Origin of the sequence: Microbispora sitophila (assembly GCF_014892245.1) — a bacterium.
Lineage (GTDB): Bacteria > Actinomycetota > Actinomycetes > Streptosporangiales > Streptosporangiaceae > Microbispora > Microbispora siamensis.
Map to the genome: position 1 here is coordinate 102,069 of NZ_JADBGC010000022.1, position 17,863 is coordinate 119,931.

11 protein-coding genes are annotated in these 17,863 nt (G+C 73.2%); 8 read left to right on the forward strand and 3 right to left on the reverse strand.

Translation table 11 applies throughout. The annotated features are described in order from the left end of the window. Window positions 1–7 precede the first annotated feature (7 nt). The 3 genes from IL992_RS33440 to IL992_RS33450 all read right to left on the reverse strand — a co-directional run bounded on the left by IL992_RS33440 (window position 8) and on the right by IL992_RS33450 (window position 11,593). Window positions 8–9,397, reverse strand: a complete 9,390-nt coding sequence (locus IL992_RS33440) for a calcium-binding protein (RefSeq protein ID WP_193207313.1) — start codon at window positions 9,395–9,397, stop codon at window positions 8–10. A gap of 521 nt (window positions 9,398–9,918) precedes the next feature. Beyond that, window positions 9,919–10,836 carry an aminoglycoside phosphotransferase family protein gene (locus IL992_RS33445; protein ID WP_193207314.1) on the reverse strand — a complete coding sequence of 306 codons (918 nt, stop codon included), beginning with the start codon at window positions 10,834–10,836 and terminating at the stop codon, window positions 9,919–9,921. A 178-nt stretch (window positions 10,837–11,014) separates the two neighbouring features. After that, window positions 11,015–11,593 (reverse strand): TetR/AcrR family transcriptional regulator, encoded by a 579-nt coding sequence (locus IL992_RS33450; protein ID WP_193207315.1) that lies wholly within the window; start codon window positions 11,591–11,593, stop codon window positions 11,015–11,017. Window positions 11,594–11,677: 84 nt separating this feature from the next. On the opposite strand from IL992_RS33450, the gene IL992_RS33455 reads away from it, so the two are divergent. The 8 genes from IL992_RS33455 to IL992_RS33490 all read left to right on the forward strand — a co-directional run bounded on the left by IL992_RS33455 (window position 11,678) and on the right by IL992_RS33490 (window position 17,851). After that, entirely contained in the window at window positions 11,678–12,559 is an 882-nt protein-coding gene (locus tag IL992_RS33455) for an SDR family oxidoreductase (RefSeq protein WP_193207316.1), read from the forward strand. A gap of 204 nt (window positions 12,560–12,763) precedes the next feature. Then, entirely contained in the window at window positions 12,764–13,597 is an 834-nt protein-coding gene (locus tag IL992_RS33460; RefSeq protein WP_193207317.1) for a metallophosphoesterase family protein, read from the forward strand. Then, the gene (locus IL992_RS33465) at window positions 13,594–13,779 is read left to right on the forward strand and encodes a hypothetical protein (protein ID WP_193207318.1); all 186 of its coding nucleotides are present in this window, start codon (window positions 13,594–13,596) and stop codon (window positions 13,777–13,779) included. Before IL992_RS33460 ends, IL992_RS33465 begins: the two co-directional genes overlap by 4 nt. Before the next feature lie 215 nt (window positions 13,780–13,994). Next, the gene (locus IL992_RS33470) at window positions 13,995–15,026 is read left to right on the forward strand and encodes a 3-oxoacyl-ACP synthase III family protein (RefSeq protein ID WP_193207319.1); all 1,032 of its coding nucleotides are present in this window, start codon (window positions 13,995–13,997) and stop codon (window positions 15,024–15,026) included. Further along, a complete protein-coding gene (locus IL992_RS33475) occupies window positions 15,026–15,259 on the forward strand; it encodes a phosphopantetheine-binding protein (protein ID WP_079314737.1) in 234 nt (77 codons plus the stop codon). Before IL992_RS33470 ends, IL992_RS33475 begins: the two co-directional genes overlap by 1 nt. Further along, window positions 15,256–16,011 carry a 2-oxo acid dehydrogenase subunit E2 gene (locus IL992_RS33480; protein ID WP_193207320.1) on the forward strand — a complete coding sequence of 252 codons (756 nt, stop codon included), beginning with the start codon at window positions 15,256–15,258 and terminating at the stop codon, window positions 16,009–16,011. The genes IL992_RS33475 and IL992_RS33480 overlap by 4 nt, the downstream gene beginning before the upstream one ends. Then, window positions 16,008–17,090, forward strand: a complete 1,083-nt coding sequence (locus IL992_RS33485; RefSeq protein ID WP_193207321.1) for an alpha/beta fold hydrolase — start codon at window positions 16,008–16,010, stop codon at window positions 17,088–17,090. Before IL992_RS33480 ends, IL992_RS33485 begins: the two co-directional genes overlap by 4 nt. Then, a complete protein-coding gene (locus tag IL992_RS33490; RefSeq protein WP_193207322.1) occupies window positions 17,087–17,851 on the forward strand; it encodes a thioesterase II family protein in 765 nt (254 codons plus the stop codon). Before IL992_RS33485 ends, IL992_RS33490 begins: the two co-directional genes overlap by 4 nt. Window positions 17,852–17,863: the final 12 nt, after the last annotated feature.

Below are 17,863 nucleotides of genomic sequence, written 5' to 3' on the forward strand. Positions count from 1 at the left end.
CTCCTGATCAGCCCGCGCAGGCGACGGGCGAGTCGAAGTGTCCGGGTGAGGTGGGGTAGGGCGAGCCGTTGTCGTCTGCGGGGATCGCCAGCTCCCGCTCGGCGGAGGGGTCGCCCTGGGCGCGGCCCGCGCCGGCGCCCCAGGCCACCTTGGCGAGGAAGTCGCGCATCGCGGGCGAGTGCTGGCGGACGATGTTGTGCCCGCCGTTGGCCGGACCACAGTGGGTGTACAGGTTGAACGACCCGTTCCAGTCGATCATCTTGTCGCCCGGGTTGGGCCCGTTCGCGGTGCGGTCGCCCTGCAGCACGTCGCGGTCCGCACCGCCGTACTGCCAGTCGACGCCCTGGTGGTGCTGGTCGTCGGCGGCGGACGCGTTGTCCTTGTCCGTCATCCGGAACCACAGGCACGGGTCGACGACGGTGGTGAGCGTGCCCTCGGGCATGCGGCCGGGGGCGCAGTCGCCCGGGTAGGAACCGCGCGGGTTGTAGTCGAGCAGGTCCGCCCCGGCGCCGCCGAAGACGTGGTCGACGAACCGGTCGCCGGTGCCCCGGGCGGCCGGGTCGAACGCGCCGCCGCTGAGGCAGTCGGCGGTCGCCGCATCCAGGACGGGGTCGCAGCCCTTGCCGCCCCAGACGACGTCGTCGCCGTCGTCGCCGAAGACCTCGTCGCCGCCGCTGTCGCCGTTGATCAGGTCGTCGCCCGCGCCGCCGTGCATGCTGTCGCGGCCCGGCCCGCCGCGCATGCGGTCGTCGCCGCCCGTGGCGAAGCCGTCGTGCGGCAGGGCCGCGGCCACCCAGGTGTCGCCGTCCGCGTCGTGCATCAGGTCGGTACGGCGGTCGTAGGAGCCGGCCGGGAAGCCGCGGTAGGTCTCCTTCGGCGGGGCGTTGAGGCTGACGGTGAAGCCGAGCCGCTGGGCGTCGCCCGCGTCGATGCGCTCGTTCACCACGCCGCCGCGGTCGCCCAGCATGGCGTCCTCGCCGTCGCCGCCGTCCATCTCGTCGTCGCCGAGCTCGCCGAACATGTCGTCGTCGCCCGCGCCGCCGTACAGCCGGTCGTCGCCGTCCTGGCCCCACAGCCCGTCGTCGCCCTCGTCCCCGTAGAGGCGGTCGGCGCCGAAGGAGCCCTCCGGCTCGCACGTCGGCCGGGCCTGGGTGCAGAACCGGGTGGAGTCGCCGGGCAGGGCCGGGTCGTGCGTACGGCTGCGCGTCGCGTCCGCGGGCGCCTGGCCCGCCGGGTAGCGCTCGGTGTAGACACGCTCGGTGTTCCCGGTCAGCGTGCGGACGAGCGAGCCGTTGTCGCCGAGCAGCACGTCGGCCGCGCCGCCGCCCTCGATCGCGTCGCCCTTGTCGGGTGCGCCCGGCGTGGCCGAGCCGCCGATCAGGTCGTCCTGGCCGGGAGTGGCGTCGTCGCCCTCCAGTTCCGCGGGTTCGCTCGGGTTCCCCTTCCACCCGGGGTCGGCGAGCGGCTCGCTGGTCGTCTGAGTGGAGGCGGCCGACAGCGGGAGGTCGCCGCGGATCTGGTCGGCGCCGCCACCGCCCTCGGCGTGGTCGCCCTGACCGCCGCCGGAGATGTGGTCGTCGCCGTCCTGTCCCCACAGCACGTCGACGCCCGAGCCGCCGGAGACGCGGTCGTCGCCCGACTCGTCTCCCGGGCCCTCGCTCAGGAGCGTGACCGCCCGCGGGGTCATCGGCGTGCCGCCCGAGCCCAGGCGGACCGTCGCCCTGGCCGGGGTGCCCGCCAGCGTCACCACGGCGTTGTCGCCCGCGACGACGTCGTCGCCGGGGCCGCCGAACAGCGCGTCGGCGGCGTCGTCGGCCGCGGCGTGCGAGCCGCCCACGATGTCGTCGTCGCCCTGGTCGCCCTCGACCCAGTCGACGCCGGGACCGCCCTCGGCGTAGTCGTCGCCCGCCTGGCCGCGGAGCCGGTCGGCGCCGCCCTGGCCGAAGATCGCGTCGTTGCCCGCGCCGCCGTCGGCGACGTCCGCGCCGGATCCGCCCGCCAGCGGCTCCACCCGATGGGTGCGGAGCTGGCCGGGCCGTACGGCGACGGGGGTGGCCGTGCCGGACGTGCTCAGGACGGCGTTGTCACCGGCGATCACGTCGGGTCCGTCACCGCCGAGCAGGGTGTCGCCCGCGTCGGGATGCGGCCCGGAGCCGCCGCCGGCGAGTTCGTCCTCCCCGGCCTCGCCGAAGACCCGGTCGGCGCCGTTTCCGCCCTCCAGGTGGTCGTCACCGGCGTCGCCGTGCACCTCGTCGGCACCGATCCCGCCGAAGGCGGTGTCGGCGTCGGCCCCGCCGTGGATCACGTCGGGCCCGCCGGCCTCCTCCGGCGTCCCGTCCAGGTCGAAGGAGCCGGTGGCGTCTCCGTTGTCACCCACGAGGCGGTCGGCTCCGGCGTCGCCGTAGAGCGTGTCGCCCGCGTCGGCCTTCCCGGCGATGCGGGACCCGCCGACGAGCAGGTCGTCACCGGACCCGCCGAACGCGGTGTCCTCGCCGGCCTCGCCCGCGACCACGTCGTCCTGGGCTCCGCCGTACAGGGTGTCGTCGCCGCTGCCGCCGGTGACCTCGTCGGCTCCGTCGTCGCCGTAGGCGGTGTCGTCGCCGGAGCCGCCGCTGACGTCGTCGTCGCCCGCCCCGCCGTACAGGACGTCGTCGCCCTTCTCACCGCAGACGCGGTCCTGACCGCCGCCCGCCTCGACCCGGTCGGCGCCCCCACCGGCGGAGACGATCTCCTTGCCGGAGCCGCCGAGGACGAGGTCGCGGCCGTCGCCGTCCGCGCCGGTCCCTGTGCCGGTTTCGGTGCACGGCTCGTCACGCGGCCTGTCGCCGAAGACGGTGGCGCCGCCGTCGCCGCCCACGATGTGGTCGTCGCCGTCGCCGCCGACCAGCAGCTTGGCCGAGGGCTCGACGCCCGCGGGCAACGGCAGGTGGCGCACCCGCCTGGCCGGGCCGTACTCGTCGCGGCCCTGCGCCTCGCTCACGTCGGACGGCTCGGCGATCACCCAGTCGTCGCCGGGGCCGCCGAAGATCTCGTCCTTGCCGTGGCCGCCCGCGAGGACGTCCTCGCCGCCGCCGCCGAGGATCCGTACGGTCTCGCCGGGGTGGGAGTGTCCGGCGACCAGATCGACGGCCTGACCGCCGTACACCGTGTCGGCACCCGCGCCGGTGTCGACGTAGTTCGGTCCCGAGTCGGCCGGTCCGTTCGCGTCGGGCCCGAACTCGTCCTGCGGCCCGGTGTAGATCTCGTCGGCGGCGGAGCCGCCGGTGAGGATGTCGCCGCCGGGCCCGCCGACCAGCAGGCTCGGCTGGGCGCGGTAGCGGGGCGAGGGGTCGGTAGCGGCGAGCGGGTTGTCGGAGGCGACGCCGATGGTGTCGTTCCCGCCGTTGCCCCACAGCCGGTTCGCGCCGAGTCCGGCGGCGATGCGGTCGTCGCCGTCGCCCGGGCCGTCGTCCGGCGCGCCGGGCAGGCCCTCGGCCTTCCAGTCGGCGACCTCGACCGTGCCGACCTTCCGGGCCGCGGGGGTGAGGCGGCCGTCACCGGCCACCCAGCCGCCCGCGCCGCCCACGGTCAGGTAGTCGTCGCCCGGGCCTCCGGCCACGATCGGGGCCGTTCCGCCCTGCTCGTCGTACTGGTCGGCGCTGGTGATCTGGTCGTCGCCCTTGCCGCCGTCGATCACGTTCCTCCCGGCGCCGGCGAGGATCATGTCGTCGCCGTCGCCGCCGAAGGCGACGATCTTCCGGTCGAACGGGAACGGCGCGCCTGAGGCGTCGGCGTATCCCTGGAAGACGAGCCTGAGGCCGCCCTTCGCGCCGCGGCCGTCGGCCAGCACCCGGTCGAGGCCCGCCGTGTGGTGCTCCTCGCGGACGCCGAGGGCGTTGACCACGAACCCTTCGTCGCCGGGGAGTTGGCTGACCGTCCACTGCTCGGCGTCGTCGCTCGGCTTGGCGGTGCTGCCTCCTCTGGCCGCGCGCATCGGGCCGATGTGCAGCACCAGGGCGTCGCCGCTGACCGTGGCGAGCTTGGGCGGGGCCTCGTCGCACTTGGGTTTGGCCGAGAAGTCGAGCAGTGTGGCCTCGACGATCGTCCAGTCGAACCGCTTCTTGAAGATCGAGATGCCGATCTCCACCCAGGCCTTGAGATAGACCTTGAGCTTGCCGTCCATGGTGAACAGGCACAACGGGTTGCGCAGCAGGATTCCCGCGAACTCGAAGAACCTGAACTTGCCGTCGTTGGTGGGGTCGGCCCAGAGCATCGCGATGTCCAGGGAGATCCCTCCGCTCACGCCTGCCTTGACGAGCAGCAGGTCGACCCCGGCACCCGCTTCCAGCGTTCCGTACAGCTTGATCGCCGGCAGGGGACGGCCACGCTCGTCGGTGGTCTTCAGATACAGGCTGTCGAGGATCTGGAGGTCCACCTTGCCCTGCTCGATGGCCTTGCGGATGCCGTAGGTGTCGAAGCCCGCCCTGATCCGCGCCTCGACCCCGGCGGTGCCGGAGATGACCACCATGATGGGCGGCGGCGCGTAGACCGGGCCGAACGACTGGCTGTAGGTGAAGCCCAGGCGCAGCGGGCCGGAGTCGTACGCGACAAGCTCGACGTCCTTGCCCATCAGCAGGCTGAAGATCGACCGCCCGGCGTTCTCGAGCACGGGGAAGCTGAAGCCGGACTTCGCGGACTGCTGCATGGGCCCCTGCTCGGCCTCGGCCCCGGCCTTCGCGGCCTTGCCCTTGTCGCATGTCCTGGCGCCCTGGTCGAGCGCCGCGAACAGGTCGTCCGTCGTCGGCGACACGTCCGCGATCAGGGAGTCCGCCACGTCCGGAGAGTTCTCCGTGGTGAGCGCCTTGTCGCCGGCCACGGTGAAGCTTCCGATCGGGATGTGCAGCTCACCCCGGCAGTCGGGCAGCGAGGTGACCAGCTTGGTGATCTCGATCATCCGCTCGATGAACTGGGTCGTGCTGTTGCCGCCCAGGGTGTTGAACTTCTTGGCGATCGTCATCAGGTTCACGTCGCCGCCGCCCGCGGCCCGGCTGAGGTCCGAGAGCACAGGAATGGGCGCGTACAGCTGGTCGACGACCGGCCGCACCGGGTCGGTGACCCGCTTGACCTGGGTCACCACCGGGCCGAGAACGGAGCGGAAGAAGTCGCCGGCCTCCAGGTTCACGTCGGTGAAGGCGATGGACAGGTCGGCCGGGTCGGGAGAGCCGCCCTTGGTGAGGTCCCAGGCCAGGTGGAAGTCGCCGAACAGCCCCGGCAGCATCGGCGATCCGGGTGTCACCGTGAAGCGCCAGTCGACGGCCACGTTGGCGTGCAGCGACGTCTCCACCAGGTCGGAGGCGTCGGAGAGCCGCGCCAGGCCGATCCGGCCGACCGGCTTGAGCCCGACGGTGAACGTGCCGGCGAACAGGTCGGGAGACTGCGGCGAGCGGTTCTTCACCGTGACGTCGAGGATGGACAGCTTGGCGTTGATCTCCTCGGGCAGCGACACGTTGACGCCCACGGTGGCCTGCGGCCGCTTGTCGGGCGTGGCGTCGATGTAGAAGCCGTTGGTCCGGTCGAGGCCCACGGTCACCTGCACGTGCCAGCCGATCTCAGCCCGCACGCCCTTGCCCGGGCCCTGACGCAGTGCCAGGCCGGGGACGCCGATGTCCAGTTGTCGTTCCAGGGCCGCGCAACCCTCCACGCAGCCCTGCTGCGGGTCGACCACGCCCTTGCCGATGCTCATCGTGAACTTCACGCCGGTCAGCTCGGTGCCCTTGGCGGCGTCGCACGCGGTGGGGTCCGCGGGCTCCGGCGCCTGCACACAGGTGATCACCGGTTGCACGCCGGGGCCGACCTTGGGGGCCAGCTCGGCGTTGTACCACTCGCGCAGGTCCTTGCCGGTGGGCACCCGGCCGCCGTTCGGCAGCTTGGCGATCGCCGCCTTGATCTCCTGGCGCCTGGCGCCGACGAAGTCCGCGCCCTGCTGCAGGTCGTCGCCGACCAGGGGCAGCCTGCCGCCGTAGGAGGCCGTGCGCATGCCTGTCTCCAGCGCGGTGAGGTAGCGGTCGATGCCGTCGCCCAGGTTGGTCCAGTCGAGCTCCAGCCCCGCGGGCAGGGTGGAGAAGTCGAAGTCGGGCACCTCGAGCCGGTCGATGTCGCCGGGCAGCTTCTTCGTCAGGTCGAACATGTCCGCGAGCGGAGCGGCCCTGGGCAGGCGCAGGACGAGCGCGTGCCTGCCGTCCGCCGTGATCGGGCTGCCGTTGACGTAGGCGGGCAGCACCGCGCACAGCGCCAGGTCGGTCTCGTCGCGCCGGGGGTCGCGGTCGCAGGTGACCGGCTCGGTCGTCTCGTTGAGCGACAGGTCGAGCCCGGCGAAGAAGTCGGCCGGCGGCACGGCCTCCTGCGACCCGCCGTCGTAACGGAGGTTCACGCCGTACGCGAGCCTGGCCTGCATCGGGTCGTCGTCCGCCTTGCCGACGGAGACGGGCAGCGGGCCGATGTTCGCCTTGATCGTGCCGTCGAGCCGGGCGCTCGCCTCCAGGTCGAGGCCGGAGTCGGTGTCGATGAGCAGGTCTCGGGCGAGATCGAAGTCGCGCTTGAGCGCCACCCGCATCCCCAGCCGGATCTGCCCGCCGACGGAGGCGTCGAGCGTGCCGGAACCGGAGGCGGCGACCAGGCTGCTGTCCCCGAAGGAGAAGCGCAGCGGCTCCTTCAGCGCCGCCTTCTTGTCGTACGCGAGCGACAGGTGCAGCGCGCCGTCCTCGTAGCCGATGCGGACCTGGCCGCCCAGCGCCTTGTTCAGCTCGGCCACCAGCGCCTGCACGGTGTCCGGCGGGGCCGCGGTCAGCCGGTCGATCGCGTCCCTGAGCGGCGAACGCAGCGCGTACGCGGTGCCCGGCTCGGGACGAGCCTGGCCGAACTTCGCGGTGAACGCCATGGTGTGCTCGCCGCAGACGGCCAGGACGGTCATCACACGTGTGCCGATCACGACGCCGCGCCCGATGTGCGCCTGGGTGAACGTCCGGGAGGGATCCGTGACGAAGCCGTTCTCGCTTCCGCAGGCGCCGTCGCCGTACACGACGCCGGGGCCCGAGCCCATCTCGTCGGCGGCGACGAGGTCGGACAGCGAACGGCCGAGGAGCGGCAGCTTCGCCGTCATCGCCGTGCCGACGGGGCCGCTGGGCTGGACGTGGTCGAGGTAGGTGGCCAGCGCGCCCAGCGACTTGACCAGCGCGCCGAACAGCGCCTGCGGGTTGTCGGGGTCGAAGGCGAACTCCTTGACCTTGCCGATCTGGTCGAAGCCGCGGAAGACCAGGGTGTCCGGCGTACGGATGTCCGGCATCTCCACGTCACCGGTGACCTTGCCGCCGAAGAAGTCGGCCAGCCCGGGAACGCCGAGGGTGAGCCTGGCCCGGGCCGCGGCGTCCACCTGGGAGGTGAGGATGTCCGAGGGGTCGCTCGCCAGACGCTCGAACAGCCGCGTCAGCGGCACGTCCCCGACGTCCTTGAGCGCGACCTTCACCACGTCGCCACCGGCTCGGCTCGACAGGGACAGGTCGCCGGTGAGCCGTACGCCCAGGTAGCCGACGACGGCGTCCACGTTGACCGAGGTGACGACGGACATGCGCGCGCCGAACAGGTCGCGGCCGGTACGCAGCATGATCCGGTCGGCGGGCCGGGGCAGCTCGGTGACCACGGTCGCACTGCCGTCGGGGTTGACGTGCTTGTAGGGGCACGCCTTCTGCTGGCCGTCCGGCCGGGTGGCGCACTCCTGGCCGGTGGCCGGGTCGCCGAGGTCGAGCACGACCGTGGCGGCGGCGTGGTAGCCGCGCATCACCCCGGCGACCGAGGTGGTCGCGTTGGCCTGGGCGAGGCCCGCGCGGGCCTTGAAGGTGTCGCCGAAGGCGACCTGGCCGATCATGGGGTCGGCGGCGGCGATGCGGTAGGCCGCCCCGGCCGCCGGCACGCCTCCGCGCCAGCCGTCGCCGGTCAGCGTGACGACGTCGGCGGTGTTGTCGGCCACCATGCCGGTCGAGGTGCCCGCGGTGATCGTGCGGCCGGCGAACTCTCCGGGCGTCCACTTCTGGCCGGCGTGCCTGAGCGTCGTGGCTGTGTAGGTGACGCCGGTGCCCGCGCCGCTGGTGGCCTGCCCGGCGGGGTTGAGCGGCTCGGGCGCGGGGTTGACGGGGCGGTCGATCACGAGCGTGAAGGCGATCTTCTTGGTGGCGTCGTCGTAGCCCGCGTCGGCGACCTTGATGATCGCGCCGCCGGGCAGGCCGCGCGCCCTGCCGAGCGCGGCGAACATGTCCTGGATCGAGGTGAAGGTGGGCTGGCCGGTGTTCCGGTCGACGCTGTCGGCGACGAATTTGTCGATCGCCTCGGAGATGCGCACCGCGTCGGCCAGGGAACCCCGCATGAACGGCAGGTCCAGGTCGCCCTGGCCGCCCCAGCGGCTCCGCTGCACGGCGGTGATCGCGCCGGACAGATGCGTCAGCCCGTCGAGCAGGTCCTTCGGCGTGAGCGTCTGGAAGCGGTTCAGCCGGTCCAGGTCGGGCTGGCTCACGCTCACCTGCGGCTCGCCCGTCGCGAGGTCGGGCCAGTTCACGTCGACGGTCGCGGTGGCGCCCTCGACCTGGGCGCCGGCGAACGGCTGCGCGGTGACCGCGAGCCTGGCGGTCGCCGAGCCCTTCCTGGAGAAGGTGAACAGCCCGGCCGCGGCGCCGTCCGCGCCCAGCTCGCGCAGGTCGAGCCTGCCGTCGCCATCCGGGTCCGAGGCGGTGGCGGTGAACGTGGAGGTGAAGGAGAGCGACGAGCCCGCGGACAGGTCGACGCCGAGGATGCCGAAGGCGGCCGAGGGCTTGGCCCCCGCCGCCAGCCGCCCGTCGGCCTGCACCGTCACCACGGCGTCCTTGCCCAGCCAGGCGGTCTTGGTGGCGGGGTCGTAGGCGAAGGGCAGCTTCGCGCCGAGCTTCAGCGTGACGTCCACTCCACCCGAGGTGGCCAGCGAGACCCTGGGCTGTGCGCTGCTGACGGAGGCCGGCCTGTTGGCGACCGTCCTGGTCACCTCCAGGGTCAGGTCGAGGTGCCTGACGTCGCCCTGCGTGCTCGCCTTCGCCAGCAACCGGCCGGTGCGCGGACCGGAGAGCGGATACTCGTCCTCCAGGCCGGACAGGCTGGTGAGGTTCTTGAGCTGGTCGTACACCGCGACGTCGAACAGGTCGCCCAGGCCCAGGCCGTCCTCCCCGCCGGGGACCAGGCCGACGAGGGGTAACTGCTCGCCCATCGGGCCGAGCGCCGCCATGCCCCTGCCGACGGCGGCGAAGCGCTCGACCGCGGACACGAGCGCGGTGGTCTCCTCATCCCGTTGCGCGTCCGCCGACGCGGCCTGCGGCAGGCCGGTGACCAGACCCGCCATCATCCCTAGAGCGCACAGCGCGCTGATCAATCGCCGCCTCGACACCGGACCCCCAGAACCGACAGGTGACATATCGACGGCCTGTTCTAGTGACGGCGACTTGCGATCAGGTTGGAGCCGACTTGAGAGAGATCCACACGAGCAGGTCCGGGCCGGAGGCCGGGCGTCCGGCGGTCTGGGCACCGTGCTGGGCGCCGTGCCCCTCCACGCACTCCGCCTGGACACGGAGGAGGCGTGAGGCACAGCCTGCGACCGCGGCCGGCGGCGGTGCGGCGGAAAGCCGGAACGGCGGCGCGGTCGCCGGGCCCGCAGACCCGCCTCCAGCGCGGCCGGACCTGGACGCGGACTTCCACGGCCACGTGCTGCTGGCGGAGTTCGACGCCGACCTCGTGGCCGCCGTCACCGCCCGGGGTGGCACGGCCGCCTGTCGGCGCCCGTACGCGGGCAGGCTGCGCCCTGATCTGCTTGCGCAGCCTCAGCTCATTGCGTCAGGAGCTCTTGGCCGAGCGTGTGGAGGTGATCGATCAGCGACGGGCCGTTGCGATGAGGCGTCGCAGGGCCGCGTGGGCGGGTGGGCCCCACGTGGCCTTGCCGCCTGGGCGGCCGCGGACGCCGGCTTCACCGATGAGGATGCCGCTCAGGGCGTGCAGCACCGCCCATCCGCGGGCGCGGCGCAGGGTCGCGGCGTCCGGGGCCGGCCGGTAGGCGTCATTGAAACGGTCGGCGGCGCCGTCCGGCAGCAGAATCCAGGCGGCGGCGAGGTCGCAGGCCGGGTCGCCCGCGCAGAGGTCGCCGAAGTCGATCACACCGCAGAAGGTGCCGTCCGCGGTGAGGACGTTGGCGGGATGCAGGTCTCCGTGGAGCCATAGCGCCGGGCCTGCCCAGTCGGGCGCGGCGGCGTCGTCCCAGACCGCGCGGACGGCGTCCGGGTCGGGGATGAGCCCCATCTCCGTGGCCGAGGCGAGCTGCTTGGCGAACCCCTCGGAGCGGTCGGCCAGCGGCCCCCCGCGGCCGAAGCGGTCGGCGGGCGCCTCATCGGGGGCGGGTTGATGCAAAGCCGTCAGGAAGGCGGCCAAGGCGTCGGCCGCCTCCGCGGCGCGCGTGACGGGGGCGCGGTCGGCAGGCTCGCCCGGCACCCAGGTGGTGACGATCCAGGGTCGTGGAAACAGAGCCGAGGGCTCGCCGAGGCGCTGCGGGACGGGAACCGGCAGAGGAAGGCGCGGGGCGAGGAGGGGCAGCCAGGCGTACTCCTTGCGTAGCAGCGCGTCCGCGGACCGCGTCGCCCAGGGCAACCGGACGGCGAGGTCGTCGCCGAGCCGCCACAGCTGGTTGTCCCAGCCATGTGCGCCGAGCCGCAAAGGGCGATCGGCCAGGTCGGGGTGCTGGTCGCGCAGCAGATCCCGCACCAACTCCGCACTGATCACGATCTCGGTGTGAGTCATGCGAAGCAACAGTAACCGGATGGCGCTCTTATCCCCGGTTCAACGCCTTTCGGGGTTTCGGGCGCCTCCCAGGCTGTCAGCTTCAGGATCAGCGTCCTCCTGCGCGCACCGGATCAGCCCGGCGAGGGCATGATCGCCACGAACGGCCTACCCCGGTTCCTGGCCGGCACAGAGTCGGTCAACCCAGCGACGCCGTTGCCGTGCGCAGATCCTGCAGGGCGGCCAACGCATGGTGCGCGAGCCCTCGTGCGTCATCACGATCGTCCTCGGACCACTGGGCGTAGCCCCGCTTGAAGGCAAGGACTCCGAGCTCGGCCGCGAGGTGCGCGGTCGGGTCGGGGACACCGCGGGCGATGAGCGCGGCGGTCATGGCGGCAGCGAGACCGACGCTCTTGAGGGCGTCTCGCTCCTGAAGTTCCGTGCTGGCCGCTACGGCTGCTTTCAGCCGGGGACCGAGTTCGCGGTTCGTCGGCCCCATGGCGCTGGACGCGCGTTCGAGACCGGCTGCGACCGCCTCGAGCGGGCTGGCGTTCGGGGGCGCCTCGGCGATCCCCTCGGCGAGCAACCGGCTCAGGGTCTCCTGGCCGGCGACCAGCACCTCACGCTTGTCGGAGAAGTGCCGGAAGAAGGTGCTCTTGGTGACGCCGGCGCGCTCGGCGATCTGCGCCACCGTGGTCGCGTCGTACCCCTGCTCGGTGAACAGGTCGACGGCCGCGACGACGAGTCGCTGGGCCGTCTCCGGTTGCCATCGGGCCATGGACGACATCATAGGTGATGGGATAGTTGTCCCGTCGGTGTGTAGGGTGATGGGACAACGGTCTCGTCGCTTCGGGAGAGTTTCATGCACGTTTTCGTCACCGGCGGTACCGGCACCATCGGCTCCGCCGTCGTCGCCGAACTGCTCGCCAACGGTCACACCGTTCTCGCGCTGGCCCGCTCGGACAAGTCCGCGCAGGCCCTCACAGACGCCGGCGCCCAGGTGCTGCGCGGACGGCTGGCCGACCTCGACGTCCTGCGGGCCGGCGCCGCGCAGTCCGACGGCGTGATCAGCCTGGCGTTCGGCAGCGACTACAGCACCGACGAGGCCCTCGCGCGGTCGATCGCCGAGGAGAGCGCCGCTCTCGCCGCTCTGGGCGAGGAACTGCTCGGCAGCGGTCGTCCGATCGTCACCGTCTCGGGCACGCCCTGGGTGCCGGGCCGCCCCTCCACCGAGACCGACCCCGCGCCGACCGACGGACCGGTGGGCGGCCGAGGCCGTTCGGTCAATGCCCTGCTGGAGCTGGCCTCGCGCGGTGTCCGCGCCACGGCGGTCCGCATGCCGCGCACGGTGCACAACGAGGGCAAGGGCGGATTCGCCGGCCTGTTGACGGATCAGGCGCGCCGCACCGGCGTGTCCGGCTACCCCGGCGACGGCGCCCAGCGCTGGCCGGCCGTACACGCGCTCGACGCGGCGGTCCTGTTCCGCCTGGCTCTCGAGTCGGCACCCGCCGGGACGGCCTGGCACGCCGTGGCCGACGAGGGCGACGCGGTGCGAGACATCGCGACCGTCATCGGCCGGCGACTCGGCCTGCCGGTCGAGGCGGTGCCGCAGGAGAACTTCGGCCCATTCGGCCCGATCTTCGCCATGGACCAGCCGGCCTCCAGCGCCCACACCCGCGAGGTCCTCGGATGGCAGCCCACGCACCTCAGCCTCCTCGAGGACCTGGAGAACATCCAGCCCTGAGACCTCCTCACCCGCCGTAGCGGAGAAGTCGACCGCCGGACCTCGCGCGAGTGGGGCCGCGTCAACTGGACCGTCGGTCCGGTCAGGCGCGAGTAAGATCGGACCGGCAGTCCGAATGGCGACGGCGGGAGGCGGAAGTGGCGATCGGCGAGTCGATCCTCCGCGCTCCGCGCGTTCCGGCGAGGGCGCCCGCGGAGGCCGCCGTTGTCTAGCGCACGGCTCTTCGCCATCAGCGACCTTCACATCGGCTACCCGGAGAACCGGGCGATCCTGGAAGGCCTGCGGCCGTCCTCGCCGGACGACTGGCTGCTGGTGGCCGGCGACGTGTGTGAGTTCCTGGCCGACTTCGAGTGGGCGATGCGCCTGCTGTCCGAACGCTGGGCGAGGGTCGTGTGGGTGCCCGGCAACCACGAGTTGTGGACCCATCCCGGCGACCCGGTCACCTTACGCGGGGACGCGCGCTACCGCCGCCTGGTCGAAGTGTGCCGTTCGCTGGGCGTGACGACCCCCGAGGACCCGTATCCCGTCTGGGAGGGCGCCGGCGGACCCGTCGTGATCGCCCCGCTGTTCGTCCTGTACGACTACACGTTCCGCACCCCCGGCGTGCGGACCGCGGAGGAGGCGCTCGCCCTCGCGTACGAGACCGGGGTGGTGTGCAGCGACGAGATGTTCCTGCACCCCGACCCGTACCCGTCCCGCCAGGCGTGGTGTGCCGCGCGGCTGGAGGAGACCGAGCGGCGGCTGCGTGACCTGCCGGACGGCCTGTCCGCGATCCTGGTCAACCACTACCCCCTGGTCCGCGAGCCGACCCGGATCCTGCGGTACCCGCAGTTCGCCATCTGGTGCGGCACCGAGGCCACCGCCGACTGGCACCTGCACTTCCGCGCGGCCACGGTCGTGTACGGCCACCTGCACATCCCGAGGACCACCTGGCACGACGGGGTCCGCTTCGAGGAGGTCTCGGTGGGATACCCGCGCGAGTGGAAGCTCCGGGCGACCCCTCCGGGCCGCCCGCGCCAGATCCTGCCGGTCCCGTGATCGAACGGATCCTGCCCGCAGGGGTGCCCGGCGCGGAGGAGTTCGACGACGGGGACGGCCCCTGCCCGCTCCCGATCCGGACGTCGCCCGGACGCCCCCTGACCGGCTTCACCGGTCAGGGGATCGTCACGAACGGGTTGGTCGCGACCTCGGTGGCCGTCCCGCAGCCCTCCTCTTCCTGACGCGATTCCTTCTCCCGGCTCGCGCGACTCTCCACCGCCTGGTCCCGGCTCCGGTGACTGCGCTCGCGGTGACCCCTGTGCCCGAAATCCGGGGCTTAGGGCTGCTTTAGTGGTCGCTCTTAGCGTTTGAGCAGTGATCAGCGAATCCGGGTCACCATCCCGGCCGTGCCCGCGCAGTGCGCGGGCGGCGCGGACGCGGCTCGTTGGAGGAGCGCATGGGGGACATACCGGTACGACTTCTGTCGGTGGGGACGGCGCTGCCCGGCCCGCCCATCGACACCGCCGCCCTGGCCGCGGCGTTCGGCATGGACCAGGTGTGGCGGCAGTGGGTCGACACGTTCATCGGGACCCGGACGCGTCACCTGGCTGTCGACCTGTCCACCGGCGAGCGGCGGGAGGGCCTGGCCGATCTCGGTGAGCGCGCCGCGGCCCAGGCGCTCGCCCGGGCCGGCGTGTCCGCCGAGGACGTGGACGTGGTCGTGTTCGGCACAGCCACTCCCGACACGCTGATGCCGGCGACCGTGAACGTCGTCGCCGACCGGCTCCGCATCGACGGCGTGCCGACGTTCCAGCTCCAGTCGGGCTGCTCGGGGGCGGTGCAGACCTTCGACGTCGCGGCCTCGCTGCTGTCCACCGGCCGGTATCGCACGGCACTGGTGATCGGCGGCGACGTGATCGCCAAACACTACGACGTCAAGGCGGACCTGACGGCGCTGCCGCCGGACGAACTGGTCAACTACGTGCTGTTCGGCGACGGCGCGGGCGCCGCCGTACTCGCCGTGGGCGACCACCCGGAGGCGCCGGTGCTGCGGTCGGTGCTCACCCGGCTGTCCGGCCTCGGCCGCGCGCCCGGCCAGACCCTGCGCTGGTACGGCCTGGCCGACCGCGATGGGAGCGAGGCGCCGGCCAGCGAGGACTACAAGGCGATCGAGGAGCACGTGCCGGTGCTCGCCGAGGAGACGGCCGACGAACTGCTGGACGACCTCGGCTGGGATCGCTCGGAGGTCGGCTACCTCCTGCCGCCGCAGTTGTCCGTCACGATGACCGCGAAGATCACCGCGAGGCTCGCCTTCCCGGCGGCCGAGGAGGTCTCCTGCGTCGCCGAGACCGGCAACAACGGCAACGCCCTGCTGTTCTTCCAGCTCGACCGGCTGCTGCCCGCGATGGCGCGGCCGTCGCGGGCGATCGCGGTCGCCATCGAGTCGAGCAAGTGGATCAGGTCCGGTCTCGCCCTGGAGCGTGTGTGATGACGGCCGCGATCAGCCGCGCGGAGTTCGTGGACCTGTTGCGGGACGAGATCGGCCTCGCCGTGGCCGCCGAGGACCTGGGCCGGACGTTCGACGAGGTGCCGGGCTGGGACTCGCTGCACCTGCTGACCATGCTCGTGCTGCTGGAGAAGCGGGTCAGCCGTCCGCTGTCGCTGCCCGACTTCCTCGACGCCGCCAGCCTGGAGACGATCTACGAGTTGGTGAACCGATGACCGGGCAGCCGTTCCCTTCCCAGCGCAGGCACACCCTGTTCTTCCTCGACCAGATCCGCGACTTCTCGCCGGTCTTCCTCGACACGGAGGTGGACGCCACCGCCATAGTCGCCGGGCGCGAGCGGGCCCGCCGGGCGGGAGAGCGCCGCTCGGTCGTCTCCTATGTCGTGCACGCGGCCGCCGCCGTCCTGGCCAAGCACCCGGAGGCCAACGCCGCGATCCACGGCGGGCTCGACCCGGTCGTCGCGTCCTACGACACCGTGGCGGCCAAGGTCACCCTCGACAAGACGTGGGAGGGCCGCCGGGTCGTGCTCGCGACCGTGATCCCCGGGCTGGAGTCGGTGTCGCTCGCCGACGTGCAGGCCCACCTGGACCGGGCGGCGGCGGCCGACCCCGGCACCGCCGAGGAGTTCGCCGGCATCCGCGCGCTGCGGCGGTTGCCCTGGCGGGAGGCGCTCGACCGGTTCCGCGAGGCGGCCGGGCTGCTCGACCGCCGGCCCGCGATCACCGGCACGTTCAGCGTCACCTCGCTCGGCCACCGCGCGGTGGACGGCTTCCACTCGGTCGGCGGGACCACGATCACCCTCGGAGTGGGCCGGATCGCCGATCGCCCGGTGGCCAGGGAAGGGGCGGTGGTGATCGCCCCGGTCATGCGCCTGTCGCTGGCCTTCGACCATCGCGTGATCGACGGCGCGGAGGCCGCCGACGTGCTCACCGAGATCAAGGACGCGCTGGAGGCGTACGAGGAATGAACGACCTGACCGAGCTCAAGCGGTTCGTCGTGGCGCACGCGATCTCGCAGGGCCTGCCCGCCGACCACTACGCGGCCCTGCTGGACCGCGTCACCACGGACGCGGGCGACGAGCCGGGCTCCTGGCCGTACGAGTGGATCCGCGCCGGCGACGAGTGGGACGCGGCGGGACAGACGGCCCTCGCCGCCCAGTACTACACGATGGGCCGGTTCCCGTACGTCGACGGTCCGGGCCGCAAACGGGCGCTGTCCCGCGGCCTGGACGCCTTCGACCGGTGGCGGCGCGGCGTGCCGGGCCTGGAACCGGTCGTCGTGGAGGCCGGCGGGGTCCCGGTGCGGGTGTGGGCCGCGGGGCTGTCGGCCGAGCGACCGCGGCCGCTGCTGGTGATGACCGGCGGCATCGTGAGCCCCAAGGAGCAGTGGGGCGCGGTGCTGCCGCAGATCGCGTCCTTCGGCATGGCCGGGGTCGTGGCCGACCTGCCCGGCGTGGGCGAGAGCCCGCTCCGGTACGGCCCCGACGCCTGGACCCTGTTCCCGGCGATCCTCGACGCGCTGGAGGGCCGGGCCCGGGTGAGCGAGACGTACCTGCTCGCGCTGAGCTTCAGCGGCCACGCGGCGATCACCGCCGCGCTGCGCGACCCGCGGGTGCGGGGCGTGGTCGGCAACGGCCCGCCGATCAACGACTTCTTCACCGACGCCGCCTGGCAGGCCCGGGTGCCGAAGATCACTCGCGACACGCTCGCGCATCTCACCGGAGTGCCGCCGGAGGCCGTGTTCGCCCACGTGCGGGACTGGGCCCTCGGCGACGCCGACCTGGCCGCGCTCACCGTGCCGCTCGCCGCGGTGACCGCCAGGCGCGACGAGATCATCCCTCCCGGCGACGTCGAACGCCTGAAGCGGCACGTACGGGACCTGCGGCTGGTCGAGCACGACGACGTGCACGGCGCCCCCTCCCACCTCGCCGAGACCCGGGTGTGGAGCCTGCTCGCCGTGCAGCGGATGCGGCCCGACGCCGATCCGGAGGTGATCGCGGCGCTGACCGCGGCCCTGGAGGCCGCCCGCGCGGGAGCGGGCCGGTGACCGGCGCCGCCGAGCGGGTCCGGGGCGACTGGCTGCGCGAGTACGCCCCGGCCGCGCAGGACGCCCCCTGCGTGGTGGCGTTCCCGCACGCCGGAGGCTCGGCGGGCTTCTTCGTCCCGCTCGCGCGGGCCCTCGCCCCGGCGGTGCGCGTGCTCGCCGTGCAGTACCCCGGACGCCTGGACCGGCGCCGCGAGCCCGCCGTGGAGGACGTGCGCGCGCTGGCCCGCCGGGTGGCCGAGGTGATCGCGGGGGAGCCGGACGGCGCCCGCATGGCGTTCTTCGGGCACAGCATGGGCTCCCTGGTCGCGTTCGAGACGGCGCTGCTGGCCGAGCGGGGTCTCGGCACGCCCCCGGAGCGGCTGTTCGTCTCCGGCGGGCGGGCCCCCGCCCTCACCCGCGTGGACCCGGCGATCCTGCGGGACGACCGCTCCTTGCTGGAGGAGGTGCTGTTCCTCGGCGCCACCTCCCGGCAGGTGCTGGAGAGCGCGGACCTGCGCGAGCTCGTGCTGCCCGCGCTGCGCGGCGACTACCGGGCGCTGCGCGCCTACCTGCCCGAGCCCGGCGCCCGGGTCCGCTGCCCGATCACGGCGCTGGTCGGCGACCGCGACCCGCGGGTGACGGTCGCCCAGGCCGACCGGTGGCGGGAGCACACCACCGGCCCCTTCCGGCTCACGGTCCTGCCCGGAGACCACTTCTACCTGACCCGGCGGCTGGAGGACGTCGCGGAGACCGTACGGCGAGGGCTCGCCGTACCCGTCTGATCTCCCTCGCCG